The 15,763-nt window shown below is 70.3% G+C and carries 15 protein-coding genes; all 15 read right to left on the minus strand.

Annotated features, from left to right (window positions below; genetic code table 11):
* The coding region (locus KME80_RS52710) for a tetratricopeptide repeat protein (protein ID WP_219505221.1) at positions 1-2,385 on the minus strand (2,385 nt) is incomplete at its 3' end.
* A complete protein-coding gene (locus KME80_RS14375) occupies positions 2,382-2,852 on the minus strand; it encodes a hypothetical protein (protein ID WP_219505223.1) in 471 nt (156 codons plus the stop codon). The genes KME80_RS52710 and KME80_RS14375, both read right to left, overlap by 4 nt.
* 529 nt (positions 2,853-3,381) lie before the next feature.
* Positions 3,382-3,588: a hypothetical protein gene (locus KME80_RS14380; RefSeq protein ID WP_219505225.1), complete on the minus strand. Its 207-nt coding sequence runs from the start codon at positions 3,586-3,588 to the stop codon at positions 3,382-3,384.
* Between the two features lie 72 nt (positions 3,589-3,660).
* On the minus strand, positions 3,661-4,278 hold the full coding sequence (locus tag KME80_RS14385) for a hypothetical protein (RefSeq protein WP_219505227.1): 618 nt from the start codon (positions 4,276-4,278) through the stop codon (positions 3,661-3,663).
* Positions 4,275-4,598 carry a DUF6011 domain-containing protein gene (locus tag KME80_RS14390; protein WP_219505229.1) on the minus strand — a complete coding sequence of 108 codons (324 nt, stop codon included), beginning with the start codon at positions 4,596-4,598 and terminating at the stop codon, positions 4,275-4,277. Before KME80_RS14390 ends, KME80_RS14385 begins: the two co-directional genes overlap by 4 nt.
* 891 nt (positions 4,599-5,489) lie before the next feature.
* Complete coding sequence (locus tag KME80_RS14395; RefSeq protein ID WP_219505230.1) at positions 5,490-5,903, minus strand: hypothetical protein; 414 nt, start codon at positions 5,901-5,903, stop codon at positions 5,490-5,492.
* Positions 5,904-6,097: 194 nt separating this feature from the next.
* A complete protein-coding gene (locus KME80_RS14400) occupies positions 6,098-6,283 on the minus strand; it encodes a hypothetical protein (protein ID WP_219505233.1) in 186 nt (61 codons plus the stop codon).
* A 157-nt stretch (positions 6,284-6,440) separates the two neighbouring features.
* Entirely contained in the window at positions 6,441-7,511 is a 1,071-nt protein-coding gene (locus KME80_RS14405) for a bifunctional DNA primase/polymerase (RefSeq protein WP_219505234.1), read from the minus strand.
* A gap of 79 nt (positions 7,512-7,590) precedes the next feature.
* Positions 7,591-9,480, minus strand: coding sequence for a hypothetical protein (locus KME80_RS14410; protein ID WP_219505236.1), 1,890 nt, complete (start codon positions 9,478-9,480; stop codon positions 7,591-7,593).
* Positions 9,477-10,433 (minus strand): AAA family ATPase, encoded by a 957-nt coding sequence (locus KME80_RS14415; RefSeq protein WP_219505238.1) that lies wholly within the window; start codon positions 10,431-10,433, stop codon positions 9,477-9,479. Before KME80_RS14415 ends, KME80_RS14410 begins: the two co-directional genes overlap by 4 nt.
* A 49-nt stretch (positions 10,434-10,482) precedes the next feature.
* Positions 10,483-10,875, minus strand: coding sequence for a WGR domain-containing protein (locus tag KME80_RS14420; RefSeq protein WP_219505240.1), 393 nt, complete (start codon positions 10,873-10,875; stop codon positions 10,483-10,485).
* Between the two features lie 83 nt (positions 10,876-10,958).
* On the minus strand, positions 10,959-11,996 hold the full coding sequence (locus KME80_RS14425; RefSeq protein ID WP_219505241.1) for a hypothetical protein: 1,038 nt from the start codon (positions 11,994-11,996) through the stop codon (positions 10,959-10,961).
* Positions 11,993-12,793, minus strand: coding sequence for a hypothetical protein (locus KME80_RS14430; protein ID WP_219505243.1), 801 nt, complete (start codon positions 12,791-12,793; stop codon positions 11,993-11,995). Before KME80_RS14430 ends, KME80_RS14425 begins: the two co-directional genes overlap by 4 nt.
* Positions 12,790-13,236 carry a hypothetical protein gene (locus KME80_RS14435; protein ID WP_219505245.1) on the minus strand — a complete coding sequence of 149 codons (447 nt, stop codon included), beginning with the start codon at positions 13,234-13,236 and terminating at the stop codon, positions 12,790-12,792. Before KME80_RS14435 ends, KME80_RS14430 begins: the two co-directional genes overlap by 4 nt.
* Before the next feature lie 481 nt (positions 13,237-13,717).
* Complete coding sequence (locus KME80_RS14440) at positions 13,718-15,343, minus strand: hypothetical protein (RefSeq protein ID WP_219505247.1); 1,626 nt, start codon at positions 15,341-15,343, stop codon at positions 13,718-13,720.
* Positions 15,344-15,763: the final 420 nt, after the last annotated feature.

Genomic DNA, 15,763 nt, shown 5'->3' on the forward strand with positions numbered 1-15,763 from the left:
CACTCCCGCCAGTCCGGTGGCGTGGTTGGTCATCGAGGCGGCCAGGCCAGGAAGATAGGCATCCCGGTTCAGCTCCACCAACTCCCGGTAGATGTCAACGGCTTCCTTGCTGACCCGCGCCGCGTCCTCACCTCGGCCCACTCCCGCCAGTCCGGTGGCGTGGTTGGTCATCGAGGCGGCCAGGCCAGGAAGATAGGCATCCCGGTTCAGCTCCACCAACTCCCGGTAGATGTCAACGGCTTCCTTGCTGACCCGCGCCGCGTCCTCGCGCCTGCCCACCTCCCCCAACCGGATGGCGTGATTGCTCACCGACATCGCCAGGTCGGACAGGTAGGCATCCCGGTTCAGCTCCACCAACTCCCGGCACAGGCGCACGGCTTCCTCGCCGACCGGCACCGCGTCCTCGCGCCTGCCCACCTCCCCCAACCGGATGGCGTGATTGCTCACCGAGGCGGCCAGGCCAGGGAGATAGACATCCCGGTTCAGCTCCACCAACTCCCGGCACAGGCGCACGGCTTCCTCGCTGGCCGGCACCGCGTCCTCGCGCCTGCCCACCTCCGCCAACAAGGTGGCGTGATTGGTCGCCGACATCGCCAGGCCAGGCAGATAGGCGTCCCGGCTGGCTTCGGCTAGAGAACGCCAGAGCTCGAGGGCGGTACGGTTCTCCTCCAGCGCGCGGACGTGCAGTCCGGCGTAGGACAGACGGAGAGCCAGCGAGCCGTAGATGCGGGCGCGACCAGCGGGGTCGGTGACAGTAGCCAGCCGATGCTCGGAAAGCCGGACGGCCACTGCGGCGATCCCGATGTCCAGATCGATGTGCCGGTGGGCGGGCAGCACCGATTCGATCCTCTCCAGCAGTCCCGGATCGATACCGTCCAGGCTGGCCAGCGTGGCCAGCGCGGCACCTCCGGCGTGCAGGGCCAGGCCGGGGTGGGCCGTCAGCAGTGGATACAACTGCAGCCGGGCCAGGTGCGGCCAGCGCCGGGATGCCTCGATCAGCGTGGTCAGCCCGTGCCGGGCCCACACCGGCACACCGCCGCCACTGCCGGCGGCTGGCACGCTCGCGTCGCCGGGTGTGGTCAGGAGCCGGGCGGGGGCGTCCGCGGCCCAGGGATCGGCCGGGAAATCGTAGGAGTGACCGGGGCTGGACAACGCGAGGAAGTCTTCCCCCAGCCGGTCGGGATACAGCGGCTCCAGCACCGTAACCTCACCACCTCCTGACGCCTGCGGTGCGGGCGGAGTGGCGCTGCCAGTCGCGGAGGGCGGGTAACAGACCGCGTGATCTTTCAGGAGCTGTCCGGGGTGTTCACGCGACTCGATCGCAGCGCTTCGTACTGCAGCTCCGCCGTCGGCGTAGCCGAGGCGGCCGGTCACCGTGGCCGTGTAAACGAGCTGGCCCATCGCGTCCGGCGAGGTCGCCAAGGGCCGCTCCCGGCGATCGTGCAGCGCCTCCCAGTGGTCGCGTTCGCGGGCCAGCAGCAACTGCGAGACCTGCACCGGATCGGTGGGCGGGTCCTGGCCACTGCCGGCGGTCAGGACCGCGGCCAGAGCGGCCATCTGCACGCTCAGCACCAGCCGGTAAGCCTCGTGCCGCTCCAACGCCGCCGGCGGTGCCACCTGCCGTGCGGCAGGGCGTTGCAGCAGGTCGGCGAACCGGTCGCGGGCGGCGGCGAACAGGCTCTGGCGGGTGATGCCCGCCTCGCTCTCCAGCGGTTTCAGCTCGCGCGAGGTCGCCGTCACACCCAGGTCGCGCTGGATGCGGCCGTGCAGGCTCTGCCACCAGGTGCCCGAAGGGCGGGCCAGCAGCAGCACTCGCACCGGCAGCCGCCCGCGGATCAGCGTGTCACCCAGCAAGGTCAGCAGATCGGCGGTGTCCCACCGCTCGGCGTAGTCCACCACCACCAGCACCCCGGCCGCCCGCTCCATGTCTGGGACGGCGAAAGACTTGGCGGCCGAGCGGTCACGCCGGTGGTGAGCCGACAACACGACCCACCCCTCGCCCTGCCACAGCTCGGCCAGCCTTCCGGCCACGCGGGTCTTGCCCTGCCCGCCCGGCCCGTGGATCAGCTCGACCGCGACCTCGTCCCGCCCGGCCGTCCCCGGCCCGGCCCCGTCCCGCCAGGCCCGCAGTTCCTCCAGGAGGGCGGTGCGGCCGGTGAAACTGACCACCGCTCTGGCCGCCCGCAGCAACTCGCTCGGCTGCCTCCACACCGGCGCCGCCTCTGCTGCCTGGACAGCCGGAGCCTCCGGCGCGGGCCAGGACGTCCACCGGTACGGCTCCCCGCCCTCGTACACGATCATGTCCCCGGCGGCCTGGAAGATCTGGGCCAGCCCCGTCGCGTGCGCGTGCTGGGACGGCGTACGCGGCCGCCAGGCCGCACTCACCGCCCGCTCCCGTCACCGTCAGCGGCGGCGTCGGTGGCGTCGTCAGCGTCGGCGGCGGCGTCCGCGATGACGTCCCGGCCGCCCTGACGCACCTGACTCCCATCGTCGGCTCTGGCCTGCTGCCGCACAGGGCGCGAGCCCTCACGATCCGCGCCGTCGGAGTCCAGGCCGCCGTCGCCCGCCCCCGGCCCGGGCCGCAGCGACGGGCGTTGGATGAGATCGCGGCCAGCCTGGAACGTCCGGCTGTTCCCCCTGGCCTTGGCCACCTGCCGAACGCTGCCGCCCCCGGGCCCGCCCCACAACCCGAAGATCGCCACCCCGAGCCCCGCCACCGCCACGAACAAGCCCAGCACGCTGGCCAACTGATCAGCCTGCGCCAGCCCCACCTCCGCGAAGTAGACGCCAAGCCCCGCCAGCCCGGCCACCGCGACCACGGCCCCGCCCCATACCAGCCCACGCCTGCGCATACCGGCATCTTCGACCAGCGGGTAAGGCCACGCAATGCGCTTGCGGGATCACGCACCGAACGTGCCTGAACGTCCGGAAAGGGGCCCGCTCCGGACCCATGACAGGGTGTGCTTGAGGACCCGAGCACGCCTGAAGCTCATGAGACATCGTCGGCCTGGCCAGATAGAGCCGGAACTTCCCGGCCATAGATTTGCGGATCGTACAGATCTGGACGATCCAGAGCGGGCGAACGGTTGTGTTGTGCTCGCTCAGGACGGGGTCGGCTGGACCCTTCGGGGGTGTGAGCGAGGGCCTGCCCTGTGGCCTGGTGCCGTACGGCGAGCCGCCGCCGGTCCTCCTTATCGGGGATTGGTTCGTGGCCAGGTTGTCTAGTGCGAGTGTGGGGTGGGGCGGCGACCACGATGGGGACGGTCTCGGCGGCGGGCCGGTGGCTGAGAGCGTTCATGGGGTGGTGACCTCCTCTCGGGGCGGAGGTCGGGGCTCGGTGTCATGCCGTCAGGTCGTGGGCGAAGCGGTGCCCGAGGTAGCTCATGGAGCGCCGGCAGCGGCCCAGTCGTCGATTTCGTCGGCCGTTTCGCGTTCCGCCTGGGCGGTGTCGGCGAGAATGCTGGCCGATTGGGCGAACCCCTGGTTGCTGATCAGGGATGTGTCCGCTCCTGTTGCGTGGCTGGCGCGCGCGGTTTCTGCCGCCTCGGACATGGCCTCGGCGTGGCGCCGGAGCGCGTTGGTGATCACATGCTGCCGTTGGTGAGCAGATGGTGGGCGCGCTGGGCCTGGGCAGCCATTCGGGGTCGATGTCGAGCGGGGTCATGACACCGCTCCCAGGTCGAAGGCTCGCGTGCATTCTTCTGCGATCAGGCGAGCCGTGTACTTCGGCCGAAGCCCGCCGAGAAGCACGGTTGGCGCCGGCCAGTCGGGGTCGACGTCGCGGGTGTATCGCCACGCCACCTCGCCGGCGTTCTGGCTGAAGGTGTAGGTGCGGTGGTGATAGGCCTCCGCGTACGACTCGAACCCGGCGCGCACCACCTCGTTGAGGACCTCGCACACGGCAGTCAGTCGCGACCTCGGCACGTTTTCCAGGGTCAGCGTGTAATCGGCGAGGTGGGTGTAGGGGTGGTCGGCCGGGAGGGTTACCCCGATTCGGCCCTTGGCGGCCACGTCGTAGCGCGGCAAGGCCACCTCGTGGGGCTCGCGCCACGGCACCAGTTCCGACCCGCGATCGTTGACGGTGCAGAACGTGTCGCCGACCTTGTAGCCCCGGCCGATCGGATTGAGTGCGTGACTGGTGAGGGCGACCGTGAGCCAGGGCAGGCCGTGCTGCGCGGGCTCGATCTTCGTGACCTTGACTTGGACGGCGCGCCGCGAATGCTGGGGGTTGAGCAGATAGCCAACAAGGTCTCCGACGTTGACCTCGCCGGGGATCATCGCGCGCCTCGCATCGTGCGCAGGTTGGCCAGGCACACGGGCCCGATGCCCTTCGCGACGGATTCGGGATCGCTCAGCGCCCGCCCACAGCAGGCGCAGATGCCGTGCTCGTGACCGAACGCGGCGGCCTGCTCCTCGGTGATCGCGTTGGATGAGGACAGATCCTCGACGCGAATGGGGGAGGGGCGGCGGCGCAGCTTGCCGCGCGACACCTCCAGCCTCTTGATGGTGAGCGAACCGGCGAAGCGGCGGCTCTGCTTCACTTCGTATACCTGGCCGTCCTTGGTGTAGACGCCGGGTTCCACGGTGGTGGTGGGCATGCTTGTTCCTTTATTGGTCGGGTGTCAGGGGTGACGACCCCGGGAGGGAGCCGACCGGCAACGGTGCAAGGGCGGCCGGTTCCTGCGGGACGAGCCCGGGGGCGTCGTCGAGCCGGGTAGCCGGACAGTGCGGTTGCGGGCCGTCACGCTGGTGGGGGGTCGAGGTCGTTTGGCGGGGAGTGCCTCGGCTCGCTCAGGACGGGGTCGTGGGGCGCCCCGGATCAGGAGAGGAGCCTGATCCGGGTCCCTCTCGGGCCGCGTGGTTGCGGCGAGGAGGTGTTCGGCGGCCGCGCAAGCGGCAGCACGCTGCTCGTCGGCGAAGTGCTCTGGGCACATTTCGCCGGTGCGGCGGCAGTCGGGGCATCCGCTGCGATCGCGGTACTCCGCCACGGCAGCGCGCAGTCCGGCGATGACGACGTCCAGGAGGGCCTGTGGCAGCAGGAGAGGACGCAGCCGGTCCGAGGGCGGTGAAGGCGGAAGTCTCCGTCAGAGTGGGGGCCGGTAGGGGGCGATCTCAGCGATGATCCAGTCCGGCCCTTCGTCCTGGGGGAGACCGGTGGCCATCTGGGTGGCCTGCTGGTGCAGCCCGGTGCCTTTGGAGGTGGCCGCCAGGTCCCGGTGGGCTGGAAGGTGTAGGTGAGGTGAAGCCGATCCGGCAGCAGGTAGGCGTGGAATCGGTCTCGCCGGACCAGGACCGGCTTGCCAGAGACCCGGCTTCTTCACGGCGTGGATTAGTTCGTTGGATGAGCTGGTCAGGACGGACGTGATGATCGAACGCGCCGGGTCTCCATTCCAGTGACCGTGGGGCTCACGTCGGCGAAGCGCCGCAAGCCGATCGCGGTATCGCGCAGGGAACGAGATGGATCCGAGGAGGCTTGGAGGGCCCGCTGCTCAGTGCTGCGCGAGGAGAGCGGGGCCGTCGGCAGTCTGCGTGGATAGGCCGGAGCAGACGTCGAGGCTCAGCGGCCGGCCCTGGTAGTGGCTGTGGAAGTAACGGACGAAGATTCTGACGCGGTCGTCGAGGCGGCCGAGTTCCCCGGTGAAGTACGGCGTCATGTCCTGGCCGTTGCGGCCGATGGCCGGATGTTCGGGGCCTTCCCACAGTCGTTCGCAGGCGAAGCGCACCCACGCCAGCCCTTGCCAGCGGGCTCGGGTGGTGCGGGGCCGCTCGCTCACGTCGTGGACGGTCACCGGACCGCGCGCGAGGTTGATGGAGAAGTCGGGGCGAAGCGTCCACAGGATGTCGGCCCAGCGTTTCTGCTCGCACCAGGTGGATTGCAGCCGCAGGGAGTGGGGGGTGGGCACGTGCCCGGCGCACAGCTGGCCCCGGCTGAGGTTGAGGTAGTGGACGCCTGCCTCGCGTATGGCATGTCGGCTGGTTCGGTCGGGGTGGGTCGGCGTTTCCGGGGCGGCGTCAGTGGCCGGGCCGGGTGGCTCGCCTGGCGTGGTCAGGCTGGCCCGCGTTGAGCGACTGGCGCGGCGGGGGCGGGCGCGGCGGCTCATCCGTCGCATCCGTCGTGAAGGATCTCGCCGAAGATGTTGTCGATCACCTTGACGGCTTCGTCCTCGGGCATCTCGTCGAGTTTTGCCAGAGGGGAGGTGTCGACGTTGGCGTCGGTGAGGCGCGCCAGCGTGGTGGCGATGGCGAGGACCTCTTCGGCGGTGATGTCAGGGGGGATGGACATGGTCGTCTCCTGGTGGTCGGGCAACCCCTGCTCGCCTGGCGTGCGGGGGTTTGGCAAGGCGGCGCAGCCCGGGTGGGCCGGGCTGCGGTTCGGGCCGGCTGGCTGTTGGTTCCGGCTGTGGCCGGTGCGGAGGGAGGTGTCTGTCGTCCCGCGCGTTCTAGCGGTGATGGTCGGGCTGCAGCGGGTGGCGAAGGCCTGCGTTCATGCCGGAGCGGATGATGGTTTGGATCCGTCGGCTCTGCTGCGGCCGGGCGTGGGTGGCGGTCTGGCTCAGGGCGTGTTCGGCTTCGTCGTGGCGCAGGCGTCCGGCGGCGACGAGGCCGCCGGCGGTGTAGGCGGCCCGGTTGAGCTTGTCGGCGAAGCCGGTGCCGCTGGCGGCGGCGGCGCATCCGGCCACGTCGGCCAGGAGGGTGGACAGGGCGAGCAGCCCGGCTGAGTCTGGTGTGTCCGCGCGTGGCGGGCGAGGGCCACGGGTGGGTGGAGGGTTGTCGCGGGGGCGGTGTCCGGTGCGGATCAGGTCGTGACGCAGCCAGGCTGGCAGGGCGGCGGGGTGGCGGGTCCGGCCGAGCAGGGTGTAGGGGCCGGCGCGGGTGATGATGCCGGGCGCGATGATGTAGCCGCCGTTGGCGCGCACGTCCACTTGCCAGGCCAGCGCTCGCACGGGTCTGGAGCCGCGCGAGGGGCTGGAGCCGGTGGAGCAGGCGAACTGGTCCTGTTCGTGGAGCTGGTACCAGACGTGCAGGCCGCCTGAGGGGGTGCGCACCCGCATGGTGGAGGTGTCGTGTGCGGGGCTGTTGGCGTTGCGATGGCGGGCCAGCAGGTTCAGGGCGTCGAAGCCGGTGGCCACCTCGACCGGGTCGACGTGCGCGGGCGGGATCAGGCCGGGCAGGATCTGCTTCGGCGTCGGTAGCAGGTCGGCGTGGGTGTCGATGTCGATGACGATCAGGCCGGACGGCGTCCCGCAGGCGACGCCCACCCCGAAGCGCGGATTGCGTCGCCACCACTGCTGGATGCGGGCGGTGTCGGTGGTGGCGGCGTGAAAGCCGTGGCACCAGCGTCCTTGGCGGATGCAGGGGCATTCTCGCGGGTCGTGGGCGGATTCCTGGCAGGTGCGGCAGTTGCGTGCGGGGATCTTGGCGCCGGGCGCGAGCGGGTGAACCGGCCATCCGTTGTCGGCACACCAGCGTGCGATGGTCAGCGGCGCGAGGCCAGAGGTGGTGATGGCCATAGGAGGCTCCCGGGGGTGAAGGCCGTGGTGGCGCCTCGTGGGGCCGGGGTTGAGGCGGCACCACGGCTCCCGAGGGAGGTCACCGGCCGGCCAGCCGGAGGGCCGTGGTGGCGGCCTGGCCGATCGCGCGGGCGGCGCTGACCGGATCGTGTGCTTCGACCGGCACCGCGCCGTCCAGGACGCGGGGGCGGCCGTCCAGGCAGAGCCACAGGACTGCGCAGCCGTTGCGGCGCAACCGATCGATGAGGCTCTGCGACATGACGGCGGGGTCGTCCTCGTCGTCGTCGGATCCGGTCAGCTCGCCGTCGGAGGCGATGATCAGCAGGCGGGCATCCAGGCTGCCGGGCTCTGACAGCGCCAGCGCTCCGTCCAGGGCGCGGATCGCCTCGGGCAGCACCACCGTGCCTTCGGGGGTGGAAAGGACAGGTACGTGGCTGGGTGAGGCGCCTGGCCGGATGAGCGGGGTGACGGTGCTGCCCCATGCCAGGGCCGCCGTCCGGCCGCCGATCAGGCCGACAGCTTGGGCGCAGATCCAGGCCGCGCAGGCCAACGCGTCCGCGGTGTTGCCCATGGATCCCGATACGTCGGCGGCGAACCCCATCCGCAGGAACGGCTGCGGGACGCGGGTGCGCTGCCGCCGCTGAAACGGTTTGGCGGTGACCGGCAGGCCTCGAGAACGCTGGGCCGCGGCCGCCATCGCCTGGCGCGGGTCGAGGCGGCCGGGTGGCGCGTCGTGGGGCGTCCATGCCACCGCGGCGGATCGGTGTCCGGCCAGGCGTAGCTGCTCGGCCAGGTGGGTGGCCGCGGCCTGTTCGGCCGCCGTCGGCGCGCGCAGCGCCCGCAAGGGGCCGGTGCAGGTGATGGGGTCGGCGAAGATCTGCGCTGCTTGGCGGGCGGCAGCTCGTTCGGCGGCCTCGTCAGCTTGTGCGGCGAGGATGTGCGGGTTGGGGCGGTTGGCCTGCCAGGTGGCCTCACGCTCGGCCTTGATCGCGTCGGTGGCGTCTTGGGTGACCGCTCCGGCCAGGTCGGAGATGGCGTCGAAGAGGCTGTCGCCACTGCTGCCCGGTTCAGTGCCGCCGGTCAGCCCCCCGGCCTGGCCGCCGGCTGCGCCGCCGCTGTGGCAGATGAGGCCCGGCATGGCGGGGTGATCGTCGGGCTCGTCCTGCCAGCCCATGACGTCGGCGACGCGCTGCGCGATGGCGCACAGCCCGTCGGCGTCGCCGTCCTCGAGCGTCAGCGCCTGCTGCCACAACGCGCGCAGGTCGTTCACGGTGGGCTGGCCCAGCGTGGCCACGACGATGCTCTCCACCGCGATGATGTCGCCGGGCTGCAGGACGCCGGCGTCGACGCGGGCCAGGACGAGAAGGGCGGCGACCAGGGCGCGGGCGCGCTGGTAGTCCTCATCGGCGTCCGGGTCGGTGGGGGGAAACTGCAGGATGTGCCGGGCCGCGGTGCGCAGCCAGGGAGCGGCGCCGGGGGTGGCCCGCAGCTGACCGGCCTCCGCCCATGACTCCAGCAGGTAGGTGGCGATCGCCATGACGCGAGGCGAGGGTGATCGCTCGCGTATGGCCTTCAGGTCCCACTGCGAGCGGGCGTGTCCGCCTTCGTGTGCGCACACGCCGATCAGGACCGGCTGGTCGAAGCGGCGCAGGGGGTGGGTGGGGTCGATCTGATCGGGATGAGCGTCGTTCAGGATCACCTGGTCGGCGTTGAGGGTGATCGTGGCGGTGGCGGGGTCGTACCACGCCGGTGGCGTGGTGTCCGGTGCTCCCCACACCATGGTGGCCAGGACGTCCGGGCGGCCTGTGACCGGCAGCATGATCTGGTTCAGGCGGGCGATCAGCCGGGCGCGGGCGAGGTCACGTGCTTGTTCCTCGGGCGGCTGGGCAGGCTGAGGCCGCTTGCCCCATCGGCGGCGGGTCGTCGGCGGGGCGGTGATCTGGGCGGCGGGGTCGTCGGTGAGGCTCATCGGCCGTACCTGCCGCCCAGGCGGGTGATGCCGGCCATGGGGTAGATCATTTGGATGGCTTCCAGGATTTGGTCCTGGTCCTCGGGCGCGGCTTTGGCGGCCAAGGTGCCGGCGGCGTACTCGACGCCGAACTGCGTCACCTGGTCACGGAAGGCCAGCAGGTCGCGAAGCTGCGGTGAGGCGAGCAGGCCGTTGTCTCGATCGAGACGCTGCCCGTCGAGATTGCGGGCGACCTGCACGATCTCCGGCGGCACCCCCAGCTCCAGCGCCAGGTCCCAGTCGGTGCCGGCCTGCCAATGGTGGGCGAACCGGGAGGCCAGTGCCTCGCTGAGGATCGAGCCGGGAGCGTCGGGGTTGTAGGTGGCGAACACGCAAAAGCCGGGCCGGACCGCGACCGGGGGGATGTCGGTGCCCGGCAGGAGCAGGTGCGGGCGGCCGTCCATGACGGCATACAAGGCCGACAGGACGCCCGGGTCGATGAGCGTGATCTCGTCGATGAGCAGGGGCAGGCCGTAGGCCACGGCGATGGTCAGCGGACCGTAGACGAAGGTGAAGGTGCCCGGTGCCGCTCCTGGAGTTCGGTCGGGCAGGTAGGTGCCGAGCAGGTCACCGACGGTCGTCTCGGCCGTGCCGATCAGCGTCTGCAGCCCTGGGCTGGTGGCGGGGTCGAACAGCGGGTCGAAGGCGGCCTCGACCGAGGCGGTCTTGCCGCACCCGGCCGGTCCGCCGAGCAGGACGTGCTGCCGGAGATCACGTGCGGTGCGCAGCAGGGCGAGGTCTTCGTGGCCGGCGATCTGGCGCGGATAGTACATCTCGCCGTTGCGCCGTTGCTGGGGCCCGACCTGCGGCAGGGGCGGCGGGGGAGCCTGCTGGGCGGCGGTGCCCTGGTTGAAGAAGTCGTTGTCGATCTGGCTGCGGGCGCGGGTGAACTGATCGGCGAGCGGTGTGGACATGACGAACGGACCTCCAGGAGTCGGTCAGGTAGGGGAGGTGAGGCCGGGCTCATGCCGCGGGCGTGGTTCCCGTGGGGGCAGAGGCTACGGGGGGCGAGGTGTTGAGGAACTGCGTGACGATCCGGGTGATGGCCGCGTCCTTGCGATCCTTGTCGCCATCGGTGCAGGTCAGAACATCAACACTGTCGACGTTGAACGTCACCAGGTCGCGGGAGATCGTGTAGCCCTTGCGTTCCTTGGCGGCGGCGAGGTCGCGCGCCGCGTTGATGAGGCCGCCGGCGTCAGCCTGCGGGTAGGGGTGCACCTTGGCCTGGCCTCGGGAGCGGCCGTTGTTGGGGCCGAACAGGACGATCACCGCGCCGCGCACGATGAGGACGCGATAGAACTTGTTGCTCTTGTCGTCGGTGTAGACCAGTTCCATGCCCATGGCTTTGGTTTGCATCAGCGCTCCTTCCTTGGTGTGTGCCGGGTAGCGTCACCCGCCCGGCCACGAGGCCGGACGGGTGGTGCCGCGGCGTTGAGGTCTTAGGCCGCCGGCAACGTGTAGGCGTGATGCTGAGGTGAAGGAACGTACGTGGGCAGCGGTGCCATGCCGGGCTGATGCTGCTGAGCAGCCGCTGGGTGCAGGGGTGGTGCCTGCGGCAGTGGCTGGCCGGACCAGGCTGGAGCGGGCGGCGCGGCAGGCGCGGGCGTGCCGGCAGCCGGGTAGCCCGCCGGTGCAGGCGGTGCAGGCGGTGCAGGCGGAGCGGGCGGAGCGGGCTTCTCCGGCCGAGGCTGCGCCGGGCTGGCGCTGACCGGCTGCACGCTCGGCGGGGCCGGCGCGGCGCTCCCGTCGTGGGCCGGGGGGACGTACCAGGCGGCGAAATCCTTGGGCGGCTTGGCGCCCACCTGCCTCGGCGGCAGATCTCCGACATAGGAGACGGTCAGCTTGCCGCCGATGTGCAGGAAGTCTGTCTGAGCGGCATCGACGGCAGCGCGGATGGCGTCCTTGAGGCGATAGCGGGCGTACAGGACGCGGATGCCGCGATCGTTGGCGTTGCGGAACTCCTCGATCAGCAGGACGATCTTCAGCTGCCATCGAGGGCGGCGGTCGGGCCAGTACATGGGCCTGTTCGTGCCGTACTCGGTGCGCTGCACCACCTCGGGCTTGCGCATGATCGTGCCCGTGATGGTGTACCCGACGGGGTGATCGAAGCTGACCGAGGGCCAGCCGTTCATGAGGAACTCATAGGCGTCGGGCGGCTGGTGGGACTCGGTCTCCACGGCGTGCATCGGGTAGGCGAAGTCGGAGCCGTAGACGGGTGCTCCGGTCGGGTACGGCAGTGCGGGAGCAGGCACCGTCGCGGGCGGGTGGTGAGCTCCGCCGGGCGGGTAGGCGCCGGGCACGGCGGGGTAGCCGGGCGGGTAGAACGCAGGCGCCGCCGCGGGGTAGCCGGTCGGCGGGTAGGCCGCCGCCGCACTCGCCAGGTCCGGCTGAGGGTAGGAGGGCAGCTCGCCTCCCGGCTCGGCTGGGTGGTGCGGGGTCTGCAGGAAGGCGGCCGGGTCGGGGGTGGGCATGGTCATGCCAGCTCCTTGGGTGCGGGGTGGAGGTCTGCCAGCGTGTGTGCGGGGCGGGGGAGGTCGAGATCGCCGGGGCAGGCGCGCGTCAGATCGCGGCTGCCGGGCCGGAACCAGGGGCAGAAGAAGCAGTCGTCGGCGACCGGCCGGAGGTGAGGCAGGATGGTGGGGCCCGACTGATGGACGACTGCGGATATGCCGTTGACGCGTTGGATGGCGTGGACGGAGATGGCCTCGTCGTAGGGCTCGTGCCAGAAGACCCGTCTGTCGTAGCGTTCGCTGCGCGGCAAAAAGGCGATGGCCACGCCGCGGACGGGGTAGCCGCGGCGGCGCCATCCCAGCCCGTAGGTGTGGTCCTGGACGCGGAAGCGAGGGCCGGGTCCGTGGCGTCGGTAGTGGGCCAGAGGTGTCTTGCCCACGATCTTCCAGTCGAGGACGAAGCCGGTGAGACGGTCGTAGAGGTCGCTGGTGCCTTCCAGGACGTCCGGGGCGATGTGGCCGATGTCCAGCTTCTGCTCGACCAGGAAGCGGGGAGATCCGTCGGGCAGGAGGATTCGGGAGAAGTCGTGGGCGAGTTTGATGTGCACCGCGGTGCCGATGTAGGCCTCCCACTTGGAGGGGAAGTTGCACGGCGCTACCCGGGCCAGGTGGAAGCCGAGACGCCGGTCGCAGGGGCTGCCGATGTCGGAGGGTCCCAGCTGCTGCTGCAGGGAGCGGGGCTGGTGGGTGCTGGCGTATGCGATGATGCGGTCGATGTCCGCGCACAACGCCGTGAAGGGGTCAGGTGCGGCCGGCACCGTCATGGTGAGCCGCCGGGGAAGGCGCCGGGCAGGATCTTGATGTCATAGCTCGGCTCGCTGACCGAGGTGTAGGCGTCCCGCAACCCGGCGAGGTTTTGGTGATCGCGGAAGAACTCGTCGGTCTTGAACTTGCGGGCGCCCGGCTTCAGGTAGCCGCGCACCACAGGGACGCCGTTGAAGGTGCCCACGCCGTCGGCGCCCAGGCGAGGTTGCAAGGCCACGATCACGAGGTCGATCGGCTGACGTAGCTTGTCTTCTTGTGCCTTGAGTGCTTCCTGTTCGGCCTTGAGCTCGGCTTTCAGCTCCTCGATTCTTTTGCGGCGCGGGTCGAGGGTTTGCAGGGCGAGGTGGACCGAGCGCATCAGTTCCAGGGAGGCAACGGCCTCGGCGTCGTTGGCCAGCTCGATCGTGACTGGCGCCGGCTTGGAGGGTTTCGGCCTGCTCATGGCTGGTCTTCCTGGACACGGTGCTGGCAGGCATGCTGCCTGAGCATGGCAAGGTTCCTTTCGTGACATGCTCCGAGCCCGTGGGATGCCTGCTGCTGGCGCGAAGGGCATCCCGCAGGGCAGTTGGAGCGGGCCGGCTGTGGTTTCCAGTGCGCTTGACGAGATCGGCCAGCTCGCACCGGATGACGGGGCGCAAGACGCGCAGGCGGCTCGACCGTGTCGCGTCATCGCTGCTCAGGCGTCCGTGGGACGAAGAGCCTGCTGTTGCCGGGCTCTGGGGGAGAGGCGGCCGTGCAGACGGGGGCGTTGCCGGCCCACCGGTGCAGCCGCCAAGCCTGGTAACGATGTGATCTTTCTCCGCGCGGACGGGCACTCGTGTCCAAGGGTGCGGGTCAGGAGGGTCGGCGACCTTGGCGTCTCATCTCACCCCGGGCGGCAACCCGGCATGACCACCTGACAGGGCCGTCGCCCTGTGTCTGGCTCACGTCATCGGGGTCGCGCCGGGGCCGCTCTCCAGATCTTCATCCGGGTCCGCGACAGGAGCCGGCCTCTGCTCGTCGCCCGCCAGCCCGTCGCAGACCGCTGCCTCCTCGTCGAGGTACTGGATGCCGGCGATGATGGCCTGCTCAATCGGTGCGAGCGTGTGGCCGAGTTGCTCGGCGATGCGCAACCATCGGGCGGCGTCGTGTCGGCTCGCCGCCATGCTGCGGTCCAATCGCCACAGCGAGTCGGAGTAGCGCTGGCTCATCCACCACTCCATCGTGGCGACGTATCGCCCGAACAGCCGCCAGGTCAGTTGAGCCGTACGCGCGCTGGCGATCCAGTTGTCCGCGACAGGAGCCACGAGTTCCGTGTAAATGTCCTGGGTGTGGATCTGGCCGAACTTGCTCCGCAACGGTTCGGGCATGTCGTGCTCGAGAAGATCCACCACGATACGGAGCACTCGCTGATCGGGGTCTGTTCGGCTGCGTAGCGCGCCCTTCCAGAATTTCTGGCGTTCCTCCACCGCCAGCCGGTACTCGGTGTTTCCTTGCCGGATCTTCTTCATCGGTAGTTGAGCCTTGGCCTGCGGCTGCTCGGCAGCGGGCTGATAGCCGTGCAGGGCCGGCGTCGCGCAGTAGTAGCTCGCTCTGGTCAGCGAAGGGAAGTAGGCCGCATGGCCAGGGCACTGCGCATGTTCTTCGGCGGACATCGCGTTGCCGTCGCCGTCACGCGGCAGGTGGTAGAGCTCTACGGCCCCGTCAGGCAACTGTCCGTCGGTGACCGTGATACCGGCCGCCTGATGCTCGGCCATCAGCCGCTCGAAGGTGGCCTTCTCCTGGCGTTGCCGAATGACCAGCTTCGCGGCATGCTCGGGATACATGCCGGAGTTCTTCATGTGCGCGAGCGCTTCAGCTTCCATGTCGGGGTCGTGCTGGAGCTGGCACCAGGCTTCGTAGTCGCTGAGGTCGGGGGTGTAGTTCGGCCGTACGTCGGCGATCGCGGCCTGGCTGGCCTCCGACAGCGCCCCGGCCTGGATTGCCTGGGCGACCTTCTGCGCCGACCAGCCGGTGGCCTGCTTGAGCGTCTCGCGGGTGACGCCATGTCCGTCCAGTTCGAACAGCGCGGCGGCTGTCTCCCGGTCGTTCAGCGCCTTGGCGTGGCGGCCGGTTCGCACCTGGCCCAGCAACTGTCCCACGATGTCGTGGGTCAGTTCCGTCTTGATCCTGCACGCGTAGGCCGGCTCCTGCCGCTCCCCTTCGGGTTCCCCGGGCGGCGGCTGCTGACCTGCCTCCCGCATCTCGGAGGCGATCAGCTCCTCGATGCGCTGCAGCCCGAACCAGCGGCGGTGACCGTCGTGGAGCCGGAACATGCCCGGTGTGTCCGGCGAGGGGAAGACGATGAAGTCGACCTCCGGCCCGTCGCCGTCGCGCAGCGTCTGCAGGAAGTCCTCGTTGAGGTCGTAGTCCTTGCGCTTGTTGAGTGGGTTGGGCTCGATCCGCGAGCGGGGGATCCATGCATGTGCGGGGTAGTCCGGCCCGGACAGCGGATCCTGCTCGGATGCGGCCGGAGCGTCCGGCTCGGGGGCGTGGTTGGTGCGGCGCTTGCTGGTCTGGGTTCTGGTCATCTCGAACTCCGTGATCGTGGTGCGGACCGCTGCCGGCCTTGCGGCAGCGGTGAGGGGGCAGCCGGCCACAGGAGGTGGCCTGGCATCGGTCCGCGGTGGGCTGAGCTCTTCGCGCGGGCGCTGAGCAGAGGGGCGCCGGCCGGCGGGCACGGTATGCCTGAGCCGGTTCGTCATCTGCGATGGTGTCGGTGCGGTACGCCTCGGCCTGAACGTGTCGGGTATGAGCGCTGTCTCAGCAGCGAGCTGGCCGGCGAAGATCGTGATGGCCGGATCGTTCGGTCGCCGCGCGTCGGCGGACAGGTGGTGGTGTGCCCAAGCGCTACGGTTGATTGCGGAGCCGTCTCCTGCGCGTGCGTGTGCTCAGGTCTTGATCAGCTCCGCTTTTGCCGGTGGGCGTGGGAGGTTCCTGCTGACTGATTT

This window comes from Nonomuraea ceibae, assembly GCF_019396325.1.
Classification (GTDB): Bacteria; Actinomycetota; Actinomycetes; order Streptosporangiales; family Streptosporangiaceae; genus Nonomuraea; species Nonomuraea ceibae.